The sequence below is a fragment of the Catellatospora sp. NPDC049111 genome (assembly GCF_040648615.1).
GTDB lineage: Bacteria > Actinomycetota > Actinomycetes > Mycobacteriales > Micromonosporaceae > Catellatospora > Catellatospora aurea.
In genome coordinates, this window is record NZ_JBEZEB010000009.1 from 186,976 (window position 1) to 200,964 (window position 13,989).

12 protein-coding genes are annotated in these 13,989 nt (G+C 71.7%); 7 read left to right on the plus strand and 5 right to left on the minus strand.

Going from position 1 to position 13,989, the window contains the following annotated elements; translation table 11 throughout:
- Positions 1 to 25: 25 nt before the first annotated feature.
- Both AB0B66_RS16285 and hisI read right to left on the minus strand, forming a co-directional pair.
- On the minus strand, positions 26 to 1,576 hold the full coding sequence (locus AB0B66_RS16285; protein ID WP_360529430.1) for an anthranilate synthase component I: 1,551 nt from the start codon (positions 1,574 to 1,576) through the stop codon (positions 26 to 28).
- On the minus strand, positions 1,573 to 1,917 hold the full coding sequence (hisI, locus tag AB0B66_RS16290; protein ID WP_360529433.1) for a phosphoribosyl-AMP cyclohydrolase: 345 nt from the start codon (positions 1,915 to 1,917) through the stop codon (positions 1,573 to 1,575). The genes AB0B66_RS16285 and hisI overlap by 4 nt, the downstream gene beginning before the upstream one ends.
- 280 nt (positions 1,918 to 2,197) lie before the next feature.
- Here hisI and AB0B66_RS16295 point away from each other — a divergent pair, with 280 nt between their 5' ends.
- The 4 genes from AB0B66_RS16295 (at position 2,198) to AB0B66_RS16310 (ending at position 6,136) form a co-directional block, all read left to right on the plus strand.
- A complete protein-coding gene (locus AB0B66_RS16295; RefSeq protein WP_360529436.1) occupies positions 2,198 to 3,802 on the plus strand; it encodes a hypothetical protein in 1,605 nt (534 codons plus the stop codon).
- A 124-nt stretch (positions 3,803 to 3,926) separates the two neighbouring features.
- A complete protein-coding gene (locus AB0B66_RS16300; RefSeq protein WP_360529439.1) occupies positions 3,927 to 4,685 on the plus strand; it encodes an ABC transporter ATP-binding protein in 759 nt (252 codons plus the stop codon).
- Complete coding sequence (locus tag AB0B66_RS16305; protein WP_360529442.1) at positions 4,682 to 5,410, plus strand: ABC transporter permease; 729 nt, start codon at positions 4,682 to 4,684, stop codon at positions 5,408 to 5,410. Before AB0B66_RS16300 ends, AB0B66_RS16305 begins: the two co-directional genes overlap by 4 nt.
- A gap of 108 nt (positions 5,411 to 5,518) precedes the next feature.
- On the plus strand, positions 5,519 to 6,136 hold the full coding sequence (locus AB0B66_RS16310; RefSeq protein WP_360529445.1) for a TetR family transcriptional regulator: 618 nt from the start codon (positions 5,519 to 5,521) through the stop codon (positions 6,134 to 6,136).
- A gap of 46 nt (positions 6,137 to 6,182) precedes the next feature.
- On the opposite strand, the gene AB0B66_RS16315 is transcribed toward AB0B66_RS16310, so the two are convergent.
- On the minus strand, positions 6,183 to 6,644 hold the full coding sequence (locus tag AB0B66_RS16315) for a hypothetical protein (RefSeq protein WP_360529448.1): 462 nt from the start codon (positions 6,642 to 6,644) through the stop codon (positions 6,183 to 6,185).
- 79 nt (positions 6,645 to 6,723) lie between these two features.
- Here AB0B66_RS16315 and rpsD point away from each other — a divergent pair, with 79 nt between their 5' ends.
- Complete coding sequence (gene rpsD, locus AB0B66_RS16320; protein ID WP_360529451.1) at positions 6,724 to 7,332, plus strand: 30S ribosomal protein S4; 609 nt, start codon at positions 6,724 to 6,726, stop codon at positions 7,330 to 7,332.
- 105 nt (positions 7,333 to 7,437) lie between these two features.
- On the opposite strand, the gene AB0B66_RS16325 is transcribed toward rpsD, so the two are convergent.
- Both AB0B66_RS16325 and AB0B66_RS16330 read right to left on the minus strand, forming a co-directional pair.
- On the minus strand, positions 7,438 to 9,240 hold the full coding sequence (locus tag AB0B66_RS16325) for an ABC transporter ATP-binding protein (RefSeq protein WP_360529455.1): 1,803 nt from the start codon (positions 9,238 to 9,240) through the stop codon (positions 7,438 to 7,440).
- Positions 9,241 to 9,378: 138 nt separating this feature from the next.
- On the minus strand, positions 9,379 to 11,172 hold the full coding sequence (locus tag AB0B66_RS16330) for an ABC transporter ATP-binding protein (RefSeq protein ID WP_360529632.1): 1,794 nt from the start codon (positions 11,170 to 11,172) through the stop codon (positions 9,379 to 9,381).
- A gap of 214 nt (positions 11,173 to 11,386) precedes the next feature.
- On the opposite strand from AB0B66_RS16330, the gene AB0B66_RS16335 reads away from it, so the two are divergent.
- Together AB0B66_RS16335 and AB0B66_RS16340 are read left to right on the plus strand one after the other, a co-directional pair.
- A complete protein-coding gene (locus AB0B66_RS16335; protein WP_360529458.1) occupies positions 11,387 to 12,019 on the plus strand; it encodes a TIGR03085 family metal-binding protein in 633 nt (210 codons plus the stop codon).
- Between the two features lie 128 nt (positions 12,020 to 12,147).
- Positions 12,148 to 13,971 (plus strand): long-chain fatty acid--CoA ligase, encoded by a 1,824-nt coding sequence (locus AB0B66_RS16340; RefSeq protein ID WP_360529461.1) that lies wholly within the window; start codon positions 12,148 to 12,150, stop codon positions 13,969 to 13,971.
- The last annotated feature ends 18 nt before the right edge of the window (positions 13,972 to 13,989 follow it).

The window sequence follows — 13,989 nt, forward strand, 5'->3', positions numbered from 1 at the left end:
ACAGCCGCGGCGTGCGGGTCGGCGGTCATCGGGCGGCCCGCAGGGTCTGCGCGGTGGCGATCGCGGCCAGCACGGCCATCGCCTTGTTCTGCGTCTCCAGCTCCTCGGCCGCCGGATCGGAGTCGGCCACCACGCCGGCCCCGGCCTGCACGTACGCGACGCCGTCGCGCAGCAGCGCGGTGCGGATCGCGATCGCCATGTCCAGGTCGCCGCCGAAGCCGAAGTAGCCGACCGTGCCGCCGTACAGGCCGCGCCGGGTCGGCTCCAGCTCCTCGATGATCTCCATGGCGCGCACCTTGGGCGCGCCGGACAGCGTGCCCGCCGGGAACGTGGCGGCCAGCGCGTCCAGCGGCGAGACGCCCTCGCGCAGCTCGCCGACCACGGTCGAGACGATGTGCATGACGTGGCTGTAGCGCTCGACGGTGGCGAACTCCGGCACCTCGACGGTGCCCGCGCGCGACACCCGGCCCAGGTCGTTGCGGCCCAGGTCGACGAGCATGACGTGCTCGGAGCGCTCCTTCGGGTCGGCGATCAACTCCGCCGCCAGCGCGGCGTCGGCCTCCGGGGTCTCGCCCCGCGGCCGGGTGCCCGCGATCGGGTGCAGCAGCGCGCGGCGTACGCCGTCGTCGCCTTTGGCGATCTTCACGTGGGCCTCGGGGGACGATCCGACGATGTCGAAGTCGTCGAAGCGCAGCAGGTACATGTACGGGCTGGGGTTGGTGGCCCGCAGCACCCGGTAGACGTCGAGCGGGTCGGCTTCGGTGCGCGCCTCGAAGCGCTGCGAGACCACGATCTGGAAGCAGTCGCCGGCCCGGATCGCCTCCTTGGCCACCTCCACCGCCTTGCCGAACTCGCCGGACGGGGTGCGCGACACCAGCTCGGCGGGCCGCACCGCGGTCACCGTGGAGATCATCGGCGGGGTGGGCCGGGACAGCGCCGTCGTCATCGCGTCGAGCCGGCCGATCGCGTGGTGGTAGGCCGCCGTGACCTGCTCTTCGTCGGCGTGCTCGGGCAGCACCGCGTTGGCGACCACGATCGCCTGGCCCAGAAAGTGGTCCAGCACCACCAGGTCGGTGGCCAGGAACAGGCCCAGCTCCGGCACGTGCAGGTCGTCGTCGGCCAGTCGCGGCAGCCGCTCGAACCGGCGCACCAGGTCGTACGACAGGAAGCCGACCAGTCCCCCGGTCAGCGGCGGCAGCCCCTCGTCGTCGGTCTCGGAACCGGTCAGCGCGGCGACGGTGGCCCGGAGCACGCTCACCGGGTCGCCCTTGACCGGCACGCCGTCCGGCGGGCTGCCCAGCCAGTGCGCCTGCCCGCCGCGCTCGGTCAGCGTCGCCAGGCTGCGCACCCCGATGAAGGAGTAGCGCGACCACGCCGTGCCCGCCGCGCCCGCGCCCTGCTCGGCGGACTCCAGCAGGAAGGTCCCCGGCCCGCCGGCCACCTTGCGGTACACGCCGACCGGCGTCTCCGCGTCGGCCAGCAGCCGCCGCGTCACCGGCACCACCCGGCGACGGGCCGCCCGCGCCCGGAACCCGGCCAGGTCGGGGCTGACCGTCCCGCTGCTCGCCGCGCTCATGACAGCTCTTCGGTGAAGCAGGTGCGGGTGCCGGTGTGGCACGCCGGGCCGACCTGGTCCACGCTGACCAGCAGCGCGTCACCGTCGCAGTCCAGCGCCACGGACTTCACGAACTGGTGGTGGCCGGAGGTCGCGCCCTTCACCCAGTACTCCCCGCGGCTGCGCGACCAGTAGGTGGCCCGGCCGGTGGACAGCGTGCGCCGCAGCGCCTCGTCGTCCATCCAGGCCAGCATCAGCACCTCACCGGTGTCGTACTGGCGCACGACGGCCGCGACGAGCCCGTCGCGATCACGCTTCAGACGGTTGGCGATCCGCGGATCCAACTGCTCGGTCCCTGACACAAGCGAATTCTCCCTCACCGCCTGCCGCGCCGCCGCGCCGGTGCGGCCGACATCTCACCACCGCCCGCTTCCATCATGATCGTCCGACTTGCCAGGCATTCGTGCGTATCTTGATCCGGCTTACCCACGACTGCCAGGCACGTCGAGTGATCGAGGTGGCCCCGGTCACAGTTTTGGACGCTGGGAGGAAGCGAGAACGGGCAGCCCGGCGGTACCTTGTCGGGCATCTGCGCGCAGCGCCCGCGGGCGCTCTCCCCCACCGCGAGAGCCGAGGAATCGCATGACCAACCCCCACTTCGCGCCGCTCCCGGCGCACATCCCCACCTTCATCCCACCGGCGCAGCAGCCGGCGCCCGCGGCCGAGGCCGCCGACGAGCTCGAGCCCACCCTGCAGCTGAGCCCGCACCAGCAGGCCGCGCTGCTGGCCCAGACCAGCGAGCTGCCCACCCTCACCCCGAGGGCCGACGAGACGGCCGACGGCGCCGAGGAGCCGACAGCCGAAGCCGACGACGAGACCCCGCAGGCGACCGCCGAGGCGGACGAGGAGCAGTCCGACGAGGACGACGCTCCGCAGGCGGCAGCCGACGAGCACGACACCCCTGACGGGACGGCCGACGCCGACGAGTCTCCCGAAGCCGAGGCGGACACCGCCGAAGCGGAGCCCACCGACGCCGAGGCGGAGACGGACGGCGACGACCAGCCCGAGGCCCAGGCCGAGGGCGACGAGCCCGAGGCGCAGGCCGACGACGAGAGCGACGATGGGCTCGAAGCACACGCGGACGACGAGGAGGCCGCCGAAACGGCGACCGACGTCGACGCCGAAGCAGAGGACACCGCCGAGGTGACCGCCGCCGACGAGACGGCTGACGCGCGGGCCGACGCCGACGAGTCCCCGGAGGGCGAGGACGAGGCCGCGATCGACGCGCGGGCCGACGGCGAGGAGTCCGCCGAGACTGACCTGGCCGAGTCCGCCGAGGCTGACGCCGAGGACGACGAGGACGCGGTCGAGGCGGTCGACGCGCGAGCCGACGAGACGGCCGAGGCCGGGGACAACGCGGACGACGACGAGGAGCCGGAAGCGGAAGCCGACGCGCAGGTGGACGCGGAGGCTGACGCGGACGCGGAGGCTGAGGACGTCGCGGAGGTGGACGCGGAGGCCGAAGCGGACGACGAAGCCGAAGCCGACCCGGTGGCCGAGGCAACCGAAGCCGACGAGGACGCGACCCCGGAGGCGGAGACCGACGTGGAGGCGGACGCCGAAGCCGTGGTCGTGGAGTCCGACGACGTGGCGGAGGTCGTCGAGGCGCAGGCCGAGGACGACGGACCGGACGCCGAGGGCGACCAGGACGCCGAGGTCGAGGTGGCGGCCGGCGACGAGTCCGCCGAGGACGACGACATCGTCGACGCCGTGATGGAGCCGGTCGAAGTTCCGGCCGAGGAGGTGGCGGAGCCGGCCGTCGAGGAGGCGTCCGCCGAGGTCGCCGACGAGGCGGAGGTGGCGCCGGTCGGGGGGATCGACGCCGCGGCCGAGGACGACGAAGAGGACGACGACGAGGAGTCGGACGTGGCCCAGGTGGCGCCGACCGCGACCGCGTTGCGGCCGGGGGACGTGACGGAGACGCCGATCGCGGTGTGGGAGGCGGAGCAGGCGCAGCGCTTCCGCGACGCGTGGCGCGAGGTGCAGACCCGGTTCGTGGACGAGCCCGAGTCGGCGCTGAACGACGCGCAGGCACTGGTCAGCGAGGCGGTGTCGGCGCTGGCCGCGCAGCTGCTGGCCGAGCAGGGCGACCTGGACCCGCGCCAGGGCGCGGCCGCGGACACCGAGGCGATGCGCATCGCCATGCGCGGTTACAAGAACTTCCTCGACCGCGTGCTCGCACTCTGAGCCGGAACCCGGAGGGCCGTCTCGGCGGCCCTCCGGGATCGCGGTCCACATAGGCGCATTGCCAGGCGCACAGAATTCACCTACCGTTGAGTTCAACAAGCGTTGAATTCCTACGGAGGACCCCATGACATCCGCGATCGAGGTCGCCGACCTCGTCGTACACCGGGGAGCCAGGCCCGTGCTGCACGGCCTGAGCTGCACGATCCCGGAAGGCAGCGTGACCGGCCTGCTCGGGCCGTCCGGCAGCGGCAAGACCACGCTGATGCGCGCGATCGTGGGCGTCCAGGTGGTCCGCTCGGGCACGGTCACCGTGCTGGGCCGCCCGGCGGGCGACGCGAAGCTGCGGAAGGAGATCGGCTACCTGACGCAGGCCCCCAGCGTGTACGCCGACCTGACGGTGCGCGAGAACGCCCGCTACTTCGCCGCGCTCTACGGGCTCGGCCAGGCCGAGGCCGACGCCGCGGTGCGGGACGTGGGCCTGGCCGAGGCGTCGTCGCAACTGGTCGGCAACCTGTCCGGCGGGCAGCGCAGCCGGGCCTCGCTGGCCTGCGCCATCGTCAGCAAGCCGAAGGTGCTGATCCTCGACGAGCCGACCGTCGGTCAGGACCCCGTGCTGCGCGACGAGCTGTGGGCGCAGTTCCGCGAGCTCACCGAGCGTGGCTCGACCCTGGTGGTGTCCAGCCACGTGATGGACGAGGCCAACCGCTGCGACCGGCTGCTGCTCATCCGCGAGGGTCTGCTGATCGCCGACGACACTCCCGCCGCGGTCAAGGCGTCCGCCGGCACGGACGACCTGGACCAGGCCTTCCTCACCCTGATCCGGCGTCAGGGCGGCGTGCCCGCTCCACGCGCCACCGGCGAAGCGAGCGAGGTCCCGTCATGATCCTGCTGCACACCACCGGGCGCATCCTGCGCCAGCTGCGCCACGACCGCCGTACCGTGGCGATGCTGGTGGCCGTGCCGACGCTGCTGCTGACGCTGCTCTACTTCATGTACGACAGCCAGGCGGGCGTGTTCGACCACATCGCACTGATCATGCTGGGCGTCTTCCCCTTCATCATCATGTTCCTGATCACCAGCATCGCCATGCTGCGCGAGCGCACCACCGGCACGCTGGAGCGACTGCTGACCACCCCGCTGCGCAAGACCGACCTGCTCTTCGGCTACGGCCTCGCCTTCGGGGTGGCCGCGGCGGTGCAGGCGGGCTTCGCCACGGCGCTGGCCTACCTGCTGCTCGACCTGGATACCCAGGGCGGGGCCGGTTACGTCGTGATGATCGCGGTGGCCAACGCGGTGCTGGGCATGGCGCTGGGCCTGCTGGCCAGCGCGTTCGCCAAGACGGAGTTCCAGGCGGTGCAGTTCATGCCGGTGCTCGCGGTGCCGCAGCTGCTGCTGTGCGGGCTGTTCGTGCCGCGCGAGCTGATGGCGGGCTGGCTGCAGGCGATCAGCGACGTGCTGCCGCTGACGTACGCCGTCGAGGCGCTGCAGGAGGTCGGCGCGCACGCCGAGCCGACCGGCACCATGTGGCGCGACTTCGCCATCGTCGCCGGTGCGGTGGTGGTGGCGCTGGTCGCCGCGGCGGGCACGCTGCGCCGCCGCACCCCCTGACACCACCCGCCCGGCCCGTCCGGGAGAATCGTCACCGACGAGCACGGACGTCCCCGGCAGGCCGCTTTCGGCAAGCCGGGGACGCGCCGCGTACCGAGGAAGGGCGAGATGAAGCGCAGCCGCACCGGGCGCCGGCCGGGCAACCCCGACACCCGCGAGGCCATCCTGGCCGCGGCGCGCGAGCTTTTCGCGGAGAAGGGCTTCGACGCCGCGACGATGCGCGCCATCGCCGCCGCGGCCGAGGTCGACCCGGCCCTGGTGCACCACTACTTCGGCACCAAGGAGCAGCTCTTCGTCGCCACGATGCAGTTCCCGATGGACCCGCGGGAGCTGATCGAGCAGGTCGTGGCGGGGGGCAAGGACGAGGCGGGGGTACGCCTGGCGCGCGTCTTCGTGACGATCTGGGACTCGCCGGTCGGGGCGATCGGGGCATCACTGGTCCGCTCCGCGATGAGCAACGAGTGGACCATGCGCCTGCTGCGCGAGTTCCTGATCACGCAGATCCTGCGCCGGGTGCAGACCGAGTTGAAGCTCGACGCGGCGGATGCCCCGCTGCGCGCCTCGCTGGTCGCCAGCCAGATCAGCGGGCTGGCCCTGATGCGATACATCATGAAGCTCGAACCGCTGGCCTCGCTGTCGGCCGACCAGGTCGTCGCCGCCGTCGCGCCGAACCTGCAGCGCTACATCACCGGCGACCTCGGCCAGGGCGAAGCGATCCTGCCGTAACGCGGCACCCAGGCCGGGGCCACCGGCCCGGGGTGCGCCAGGCCGGTCAGGCCACCGAGGCCGCGGGCTCGGCCGCCGCGTAGTCCTCGACGTCGATCTCGGTCAGGTGCCCGGTCGGGCACTCCAGCCGCACCTCGGCGACGTCCATCCGGTACAGCCGGAAGCCGCGGTTCACGTCGAGCAGGTCGCTGACGGGGTTCACCGCGGCGAACTCCAGGGCCGCGGCGCGGACCTCGATGCCCTCCAGCGCGGTGGCCCAGCCCGACACCCAGACCCGCGCCCCGCGGGGCTCCCCCACCGCCAGCACGACGGCGGTGTCGTCGCCCTCCCCGTCGCGCGGGCGCAGCGCGTTGTCGAGCCGGCCGCCCTCGCGGCACAGCAGCATCGGGCGTCCTTCGTGGTCGGTGGCGTGGCGCACCCGGTACGGGCTGGCGTGGAACGGCACCTGGGCCACGCCGGGCAGGCGGCCGGCGGTCAGGGTGCGGGCGATCTCGGCGGGGTGCAGCACGGCGGTCCTCCAACATCGGTTAGCCTTACCTTCGTTAGGTGAGCCTAACCTATGACATTCGGACGTTGGAGGCACCCTCGTGAACCAAGCGCGGCCCAAGGCGAAGCTGTCCCGGGCACTCGGCATCCCGCTGACCCCCAAGTGCGTGAAGTACTTCGAGCGCCGGCCGTTCCCGCCGGGCGTGCACGGGCGGGCCCGCAAGAAGCCCTCCGACTACCAGGTCCGGCTGCTGGAGAAGCAGCGCCTGCGCCACCAGTACTTCATCAGCGAGACCCAGCTGCGCAACCAGTTCGACAAGGCCGCCCGCAGCTCCGGCAAGACCGGCGAGACCCTGCTCGTCGCCCTGGAGTGCCGCCTTGACGCCCTGGTCCTGCGCGCCGGTTTCGCCCGCACCATCTACCAGGCACGCCAGGCCGTCGGCCACGGCCACATCGCCGTAGACGGCCACAAGGTCGACCGCCCGTCCTATCGCGTCAAGCCCTGGCAGACCATCACCGTCCGCGAGCGCAGCCGCACCAAGCCCCCCTTCCAGATCGCCGCCGCCGGCGCCCACCTCGACGGCCCCACCGCCCCCTACCTCGAGGTGAGCCTGACCGACCTCCGCGCCACCCTCACCCGCGAACCGCTGCGCACCGAAATCCCCGTCATCTGCGACGAGCAACTCGTCGTCGAGTTCTACTCCCGCTGACCCGCCCCACCCCAAGACCGCGACGATCTTGCGTCAAGGTCCCCCACGACACGCCCGTAACGGACAGCTGTGGGGCCATTCGCGCAAGATCGTCGCGGTCTTGGGTCAGCGGGTTTGTTCGAGCCAGGAGGCGTAGAGCTTGGCGTAGACGGAATCCTCGGCGGCGACGAGGGTGTCGTGGTGGCCTCGCTGGATGACTACGCCCTTGTCGACGACGATGACTTCGTCGGCGGATTGGGCGGTGGAGAGGCGGTGGGCGATGGCGACCGTGGTGCGGCCTCGGGTGACCGCGTCGAGGGTGCGTTGGAGGCGGACCTCGGTGGCGGGGTCGACGGCACTGGTGGCCTCGTCGAGGACCAGCAGGTCGGGGTCGGCGACGTAGGCGCGGGCGAGGGCGACCAGTTGGCGTTCGCCGACGCTGAGGGCCTCGCCGCGTTCCCCGACGGGGGTGTCCAGGCCGTGGGCCAGGCCCTGGACCCAGTCGAGCAGGCCCAGGTCGGTGAAGGCCTGCTCCAGCTGGGCCTGGGTGAGGTCGGGGCGGGCGAAGCGCACGTTCTCGGCGACCGTCGCGTCGAACAGGAAGCCGTCCTGGGGGACCATCACCACGCGGCTGCGCAGCGAGCCGAACCGCACGTCGGTCAGCGGGGTGCCGGACAGCAGCACCCGGCCTTCGCTCGGGTCCATCAGGCGGGTGAGCAGCTTCGCGAACGTGGTCTTGCCGCTGCCGGTCTCGCCGACCACGGCGACCCGGGTCTTCGCGACGATGTCGAGGTGCACCTCGTGCAGCACCCGCGGGCCGGGCTCGCCGTCGATCGGGTAGCTGAAGCTGACCCGCTCGAAGCTGACGTCCAGCGGGCCGTCCGGCAGGTCCACGCCCTGCTCGGCAGGGTCGGCGACGTCCGGCTTGAGGTCCATGACGTCGAGCAGCCGCCGCCAGCCCGCGACCGCGTTCTGCGCCTCGTTGAGCACCTCGGTGGCGATCTGGACCGGCTGGATGAACAGCGTCACCAGGAACAGGAACGCGGTCATCTCGCCGAGCGTGATCTGGCCCGCGACGCCGAGCCGGACGCCGACCAGCACCACCGACGCCAGCGCCAGCGCGGCCGCGATCTCGCCGGTGGAGAAGCTGGTGACGCTGATGCGCAGGGCTCGGCGCTGCGCGTGCTGGTAGTCGTCGATGGTCTCGGACAGCTTCGCGCCGCTGCGCGCCGAGACACCGTACGCCCGGATCACCGACGCGCCCACCACGGACTCGGAGATCGCCCCGAGCATCACGCCGATCCGCTTGCGGTTTTCGGCGTACGCGCCGGACAGCCGCTTCTGGAACGCCCGGATGACGATCACCGCGGGCAGGAACGCGGCCAGCACCACCAGGGTGAGCTGCCACGAGTAGAACGCCATCACGATCGTGGTGACCACCAGCTGGCCGCCGTTGACCATGAGGATCACGCCGCCCCACTGGATGAACTGCGTGATCGAGTCGACGTCGCTGGTCACCCGGGACACCATGGTGCCGCGGCGCTCGGACTGCTGGTGCAGCATGGACAGGTCGTGGATGTGCCGGAACGTGCGCACCCGGATGTTGGCCAGCGCGGTCTCGCTGACCGTGAACAGCCGCCGCATCATGAAGTAGCCGCAGGCCGTGGTGATCACCAGGATCAGCGCGGTGACGGCGACGACGGCGGCGATCACACCCATGTCGAGGTGGCCGGTCTCGACGCCCAGCCCGCGGTCGATGCCCTGCTGCACCGCGACCGGCACCGCCGCCCGGCCGATCATCGCCACCAGCGCCAGCCCCAGCGTGCCGGCCAGCCCCGCCTTGAGCTCGGGCGACAGCGACACGCCCCGCCGGAAGGTCGCCCAGGCCGACTCGGACCTGCCGTTCTCGCTGACAGCTGACGCGCTCACGCCTTCTCCTCGCTTCGCTCGTCGGCAGCGTGAGGACCCTGCGACATGGTTCGCTCGCTCCGCTCGCTCACGCCTTCTCCTCGCTTCGCTCGTCGGCAGCGTGGAAAGCCTGCGACATGGTTCGCTCGCTGCGCTCGCTCACGCGGCGACCCCCTCTTGCTCCGCGGCCGCGGACACGTCGGCGTCGTCGTAGACGCGCTCGCGCTCGCGCTCCTCCTCGGCCTTCTCGTACGCGGTGACCAGGTCGGTGTATCCGCTCACCGTGGCCAGCAGCTGTTCGTGCGTGCCGGTCGCGACCACGCGGCCGGACTCGATGTAGACGACCTCGTCGGCCAGCGCGATGGTCGCCCGGCGGTACGCGACGACCAGGATCGTGGCGGTGTGCGCGGACTCGCGCAGCGAGGCGAGGATGCGCGCCTCCACTCGCGGATCGACGGCGCTGGTCGCGTCGTCGAGCACGAGCAGCCGCGGCTGCCCGGCCAACGCCCGGGCCAGCGTGAGCCGCTGGCGCTGCCCGCCCGACAACGACGTGCCGCGCTCACCGAGCTGGGTGTCGAGGTGCTCGGGCAACCGCGCGACGAACGTGTCGGCCTGCGCCGTGGCCAGTGCCTGCGCCACCCGGTCGTCGTCGACGCCGGGCCGGTCCAGCGCGACGTTGCCGCGCACCGTGTCGTCGAAGACGAAGGCGATCTGCGGCACCAGCGCGACGGTCCCGGCCAGCGACGCCGAGGTCAGTCCGCGCACGTCGGCCCCGTCAAGGGCGATCTGCCCCTGGTCGGGGTCGAGCAGGCGGGCGGCCAGGGTCGCGATGGTCGACTTGCCGGAACCGGTCGGGCCGACCAGCGCCACGGTGCGCCCGGCGGGCAGGGTGAAGGTCACGTCGTGCAGCACCGGCTGCGCCGGCTCGTACGCGAAGTCCACGTTGCGGAAGCTCAGTTCGGCCGCGCCGGTCCCGGGCAGGCTCTGCGTGCCGTACGGCATCTGCCCGGTCGACTGCAGCACGTGCTCGACCCGGTCCCAGCCCGCGACCGAGCGGGGCAGGTCGCCGAGCACCCAGCCGATGGCCCGCACCGGGAACGCCAGCACGGTGAACAGGAAGGTCACCTGCACCAGCTGCTCCAGCTCGATCGCGCCCTGGTCCAGCCGCCACGCGCCGACCAGCAGCGCCAGCAGCGTGCCGAGGAACGGCAGCGACTCCATCAGCGGATCGAACAGACCGCGCAGCCGGCCGACGCTGATCAGCGCGTCGCGCAGCTCCCCGGCCCGCTGGGCGAAGCGGCGGGTCTCCAGGTCTTCGCGGCCCATGGTCTTGACCACGAGCGCGCCGTCGAAGCTCTCGTGCGCGATCGCGGCGACCTCGGCCCGCATGTGCTGCGCGTGGGCCTGGCGCGGAGCCATCCGGCGGGAGAAGACCACGTTCATCACGAACAGCACCGGGAAGACGACCAGCCCGACCAGGGCCAGCGCCCAGTCCACGGCGAACAGCACGACAACTGCGGTGACCAGCATGAACACGGTGCCGACCGCGAACGGCAGCGGGGCGACCGGGAACCAGGCGGCCTCGACGTCGGAGTTGGCGTTGGACAGCAGCGTGCCGGTGGCGTGGCGCTGGTGCCAGGAGACCGGCAGCCGCAGGTAGCGGCCGGTCACCGCGTGGCGATACCTGGCCTGCAGGGCGAACTGCATGAAGCCCGCGCCGAGCCGGCGGCCGAAGATGGCCACCACCCGGCCCAGGCCCATCGCGATCAGCACCGACGGGCCGAGCACCAGCACGTCGGCGGCGACCTCGCCGCCGGTGGTGGCGGGCACCACGAGGTCCTCGACCAGCCAGCCGATCACCTTGGCCTGCCCGATGACCAGCGCACCGAACAGGCAGCTGCCCACGACGGCGATCACGAACAGGCGCGGCTCGTCCCGGATCCCGCGCCACATCACCCGTGCGCCGCGGGCGAGCACGTCGCGTCCCGTGATCCCCGGTTTGGCCGGCTCGTCGCCGGCGGTCTGCCCTGCCACTCGTTTGTCCCCGTCATCAGTTCGGTAAGTAATTAGCTTGGCTTCCTATCCTTACCGAAGCCGCTCTCGCAGGCGAACGGGTATGGCCTGTGCCGGGCGTCACACCGCCTCCAGGGTACGTAGGATCGCCGACATGACCCGGTACGCCTTCGCTGAAAGGCTAGCTCTGGCCGACCTGATGGCGGAGGTCGGACCAGACGCCCCCACCCTCTGCGGGGACTGGACCGTGCGCGATCTGCTCGCGCACCTGCTGCTGCGGGAACGTCGTTTCGACGCGGCCCCGGGCATCCTGATCAAACGGCTGGCCGGCCGCACCGCGGCGGTGCAGCAGCGGATCGCCGCGCGCGACTTCGACACCCTGCTGGCCGAGCTGCGGCGCCCGCCCCGGTGGAGCCCCGCCGGGTTCGGGCCGCTCGACGAGCTGATCAACCTGACCGAGATGTTCGTACACCACGAGGACGTGCGGCGGGCGGCCGCCGGCTGGGCACCGCGCAAGCTGGAGCCGGGACTGTCCGAGGCGCTGTGGGGGCAGGTGCGGCGGCGCGCGCCGCTGCTGCTGCGCCGCTACCCGGTGCAGGTGCGGGTGATCTCCCCCGGCCACGGCACGGTGACCACCGGGCGGGCCGGCACCCAGCCGCTCAACCTCACCGGCACGCCGAGCGAGCTGCTGATGTTCCTGACCGGCCGGCAGGGCCACGCGCGGGCCAGCTTGGACGGCCCGCCCGAGTTGACGAGCCGGCTGCGCGGGGCGCGGCTGGGCATCTGACGCGGCCACGTGACCCGCAGAAAGATCTTCTCGAGGGGTTCCCCAAGCCCCTGCGCAGCATTACCCTTCGGTAACACCAAGTTAACGTGTCCCCCGTCACTACTGCCTACCAGAGGCGGCCCCGACTCATGACCATTGACGTGCCCTACCGGTCTATTCCGGACATGTTCCTGCAGCGAGTGGCGGCGTCCCCCGACGCCCGCGCCTTCGGCGGCCCGGACGCGGACAACGCGCCGGTCTGGTACACCTGGGCCCAGATCGCGGAGCGCGCCAAGGCGATCGCCGCGGGTCTGACCACGCTCGGCGTCGGCAAGGAGGACCGCGTCGCGATCCTCGCCAACACCCGGCTCGACTGGATCGTCGCCGACCTGGGCGTGATGTGCTCCAGCGCCGCGACGACGACGGTCTACCCGACCACCGAGCCGGAGGAGGCCTGCTTCATCGTCGCCGACTCCGGGTCCAAGGTGCTGATCGCGGAGAACCCGGCCCAGGCGGCCAAGATGAGCCGGGACGCGGTGCCCTCGCTCACCCACATCGTGCTGATCGACGGCGCGGCCGACCCGGCCGCCGCCTTCCCCCAGCTGACCCTCGCCGACCTGGAGCGCCGCGGCGCCGAGGCGCTGGCCGCCAACCCGTCGCTGGTCGACGACCTGGTCGCCGGCATCGGCCCGGACGACCTGGCCACCCTCATCTACACCTCGGGCACCACCGGCCGACCCAAGGGCGTCGAACTGCTGCACCGCGGCTGGACCTGGGAGGGTGTGGCGCAGTCCGACGTCGGCGTGCTACTGCCCACCGACGTGCAGTTCCTGTGGCTGCCGCTGTCGCACTCGTTCGGCAAGACGCTGATCTGCGGCATCATCCACGTCGGTGTGCCGACGTACGTGGACGGCCGGGTCGACAAGATCGTCGACAACCTGGGCCTGGTCCAGCCGACGCTGATGTGCGGCGCGCCGCGCATCTTCGAGAAGGTCTACAACAAGGTCGTCACGGGGGCCACCGCGAACGGCGGCCTCAAGGCGAAGATCTTCGCCTGGGCGGTCAAGGTGGGCCGCGAGCGCGTCGCACTCGAGCAGGCCGGCAAGCCGGTCCCCAGCGGCCTGATGCGCAAGTACGGCATCGCGCACAAGCTGGTCTTCAGCAAGCTGCACGCGCGCCTGGGCGGCAACATCCGCTACATGGTCTCCGGCTCGGCGGCGCTGTCGGTGCCGATCGCGGAGTTCTTCGCCGCCGCGGGCCTGCCCATCAGCGAGGGCTACGGCCTCACCGAGAACTGTGCGGGCGCGTTCGTCAACCGGCCCGGCGCGCTGAAGATCGGCACGGTCGGCCAGCCGCTCGGCGACCTGGAGTGCCGGATCGACGAAGACGGGGAGATCCTGCTGCGCGGTGCGCCGATCATGCGGGGCTACTACAACCTGCCCGCGGAGACCGCGGCCGTGTTCACCGAGGACGGCTTCTTCCGCACCGGCGACATCGGCGAGCTGGACGGCGACGGCTTCCTGAAGATCACGGACCGAAAGAAGGACCTGGTCAAGACGTCGGGCGGCAAGTACATCGCGCCGAGCCACATCGAGGGCCTGTTCAAGGCGCTGTGCCCGTACACCTCGCAGGTGCTCGTGATCGGCAACTCGCGCAACTACTGCTCGATGCTGCTGACCCTCGACCCCGAGGCGATCACCGGCTGGGCCGCCGGAACGCCGCTCGAAGGAAAGTCCTACGCGGAGATCGTGGGCTCGGACGAGGCGAAGGCCATGGTCGCGGGCCACATCGACGAGCTGAACGCGAAGCTCAACCGCTGGGAGACCATCAAGAAGTTCACCATTCTGCCGCGCGACCTGACCATCGAGCACGGGGAGATCACCCCCTCGATGAAGCTGAAGCGACGCACGGTGGAGACCAATTTCGCGTCGGATATCGAGAAGATGTACGAGGGGTCCCTCGTCGAAATCTGACCCGGCGAGGACATTCTT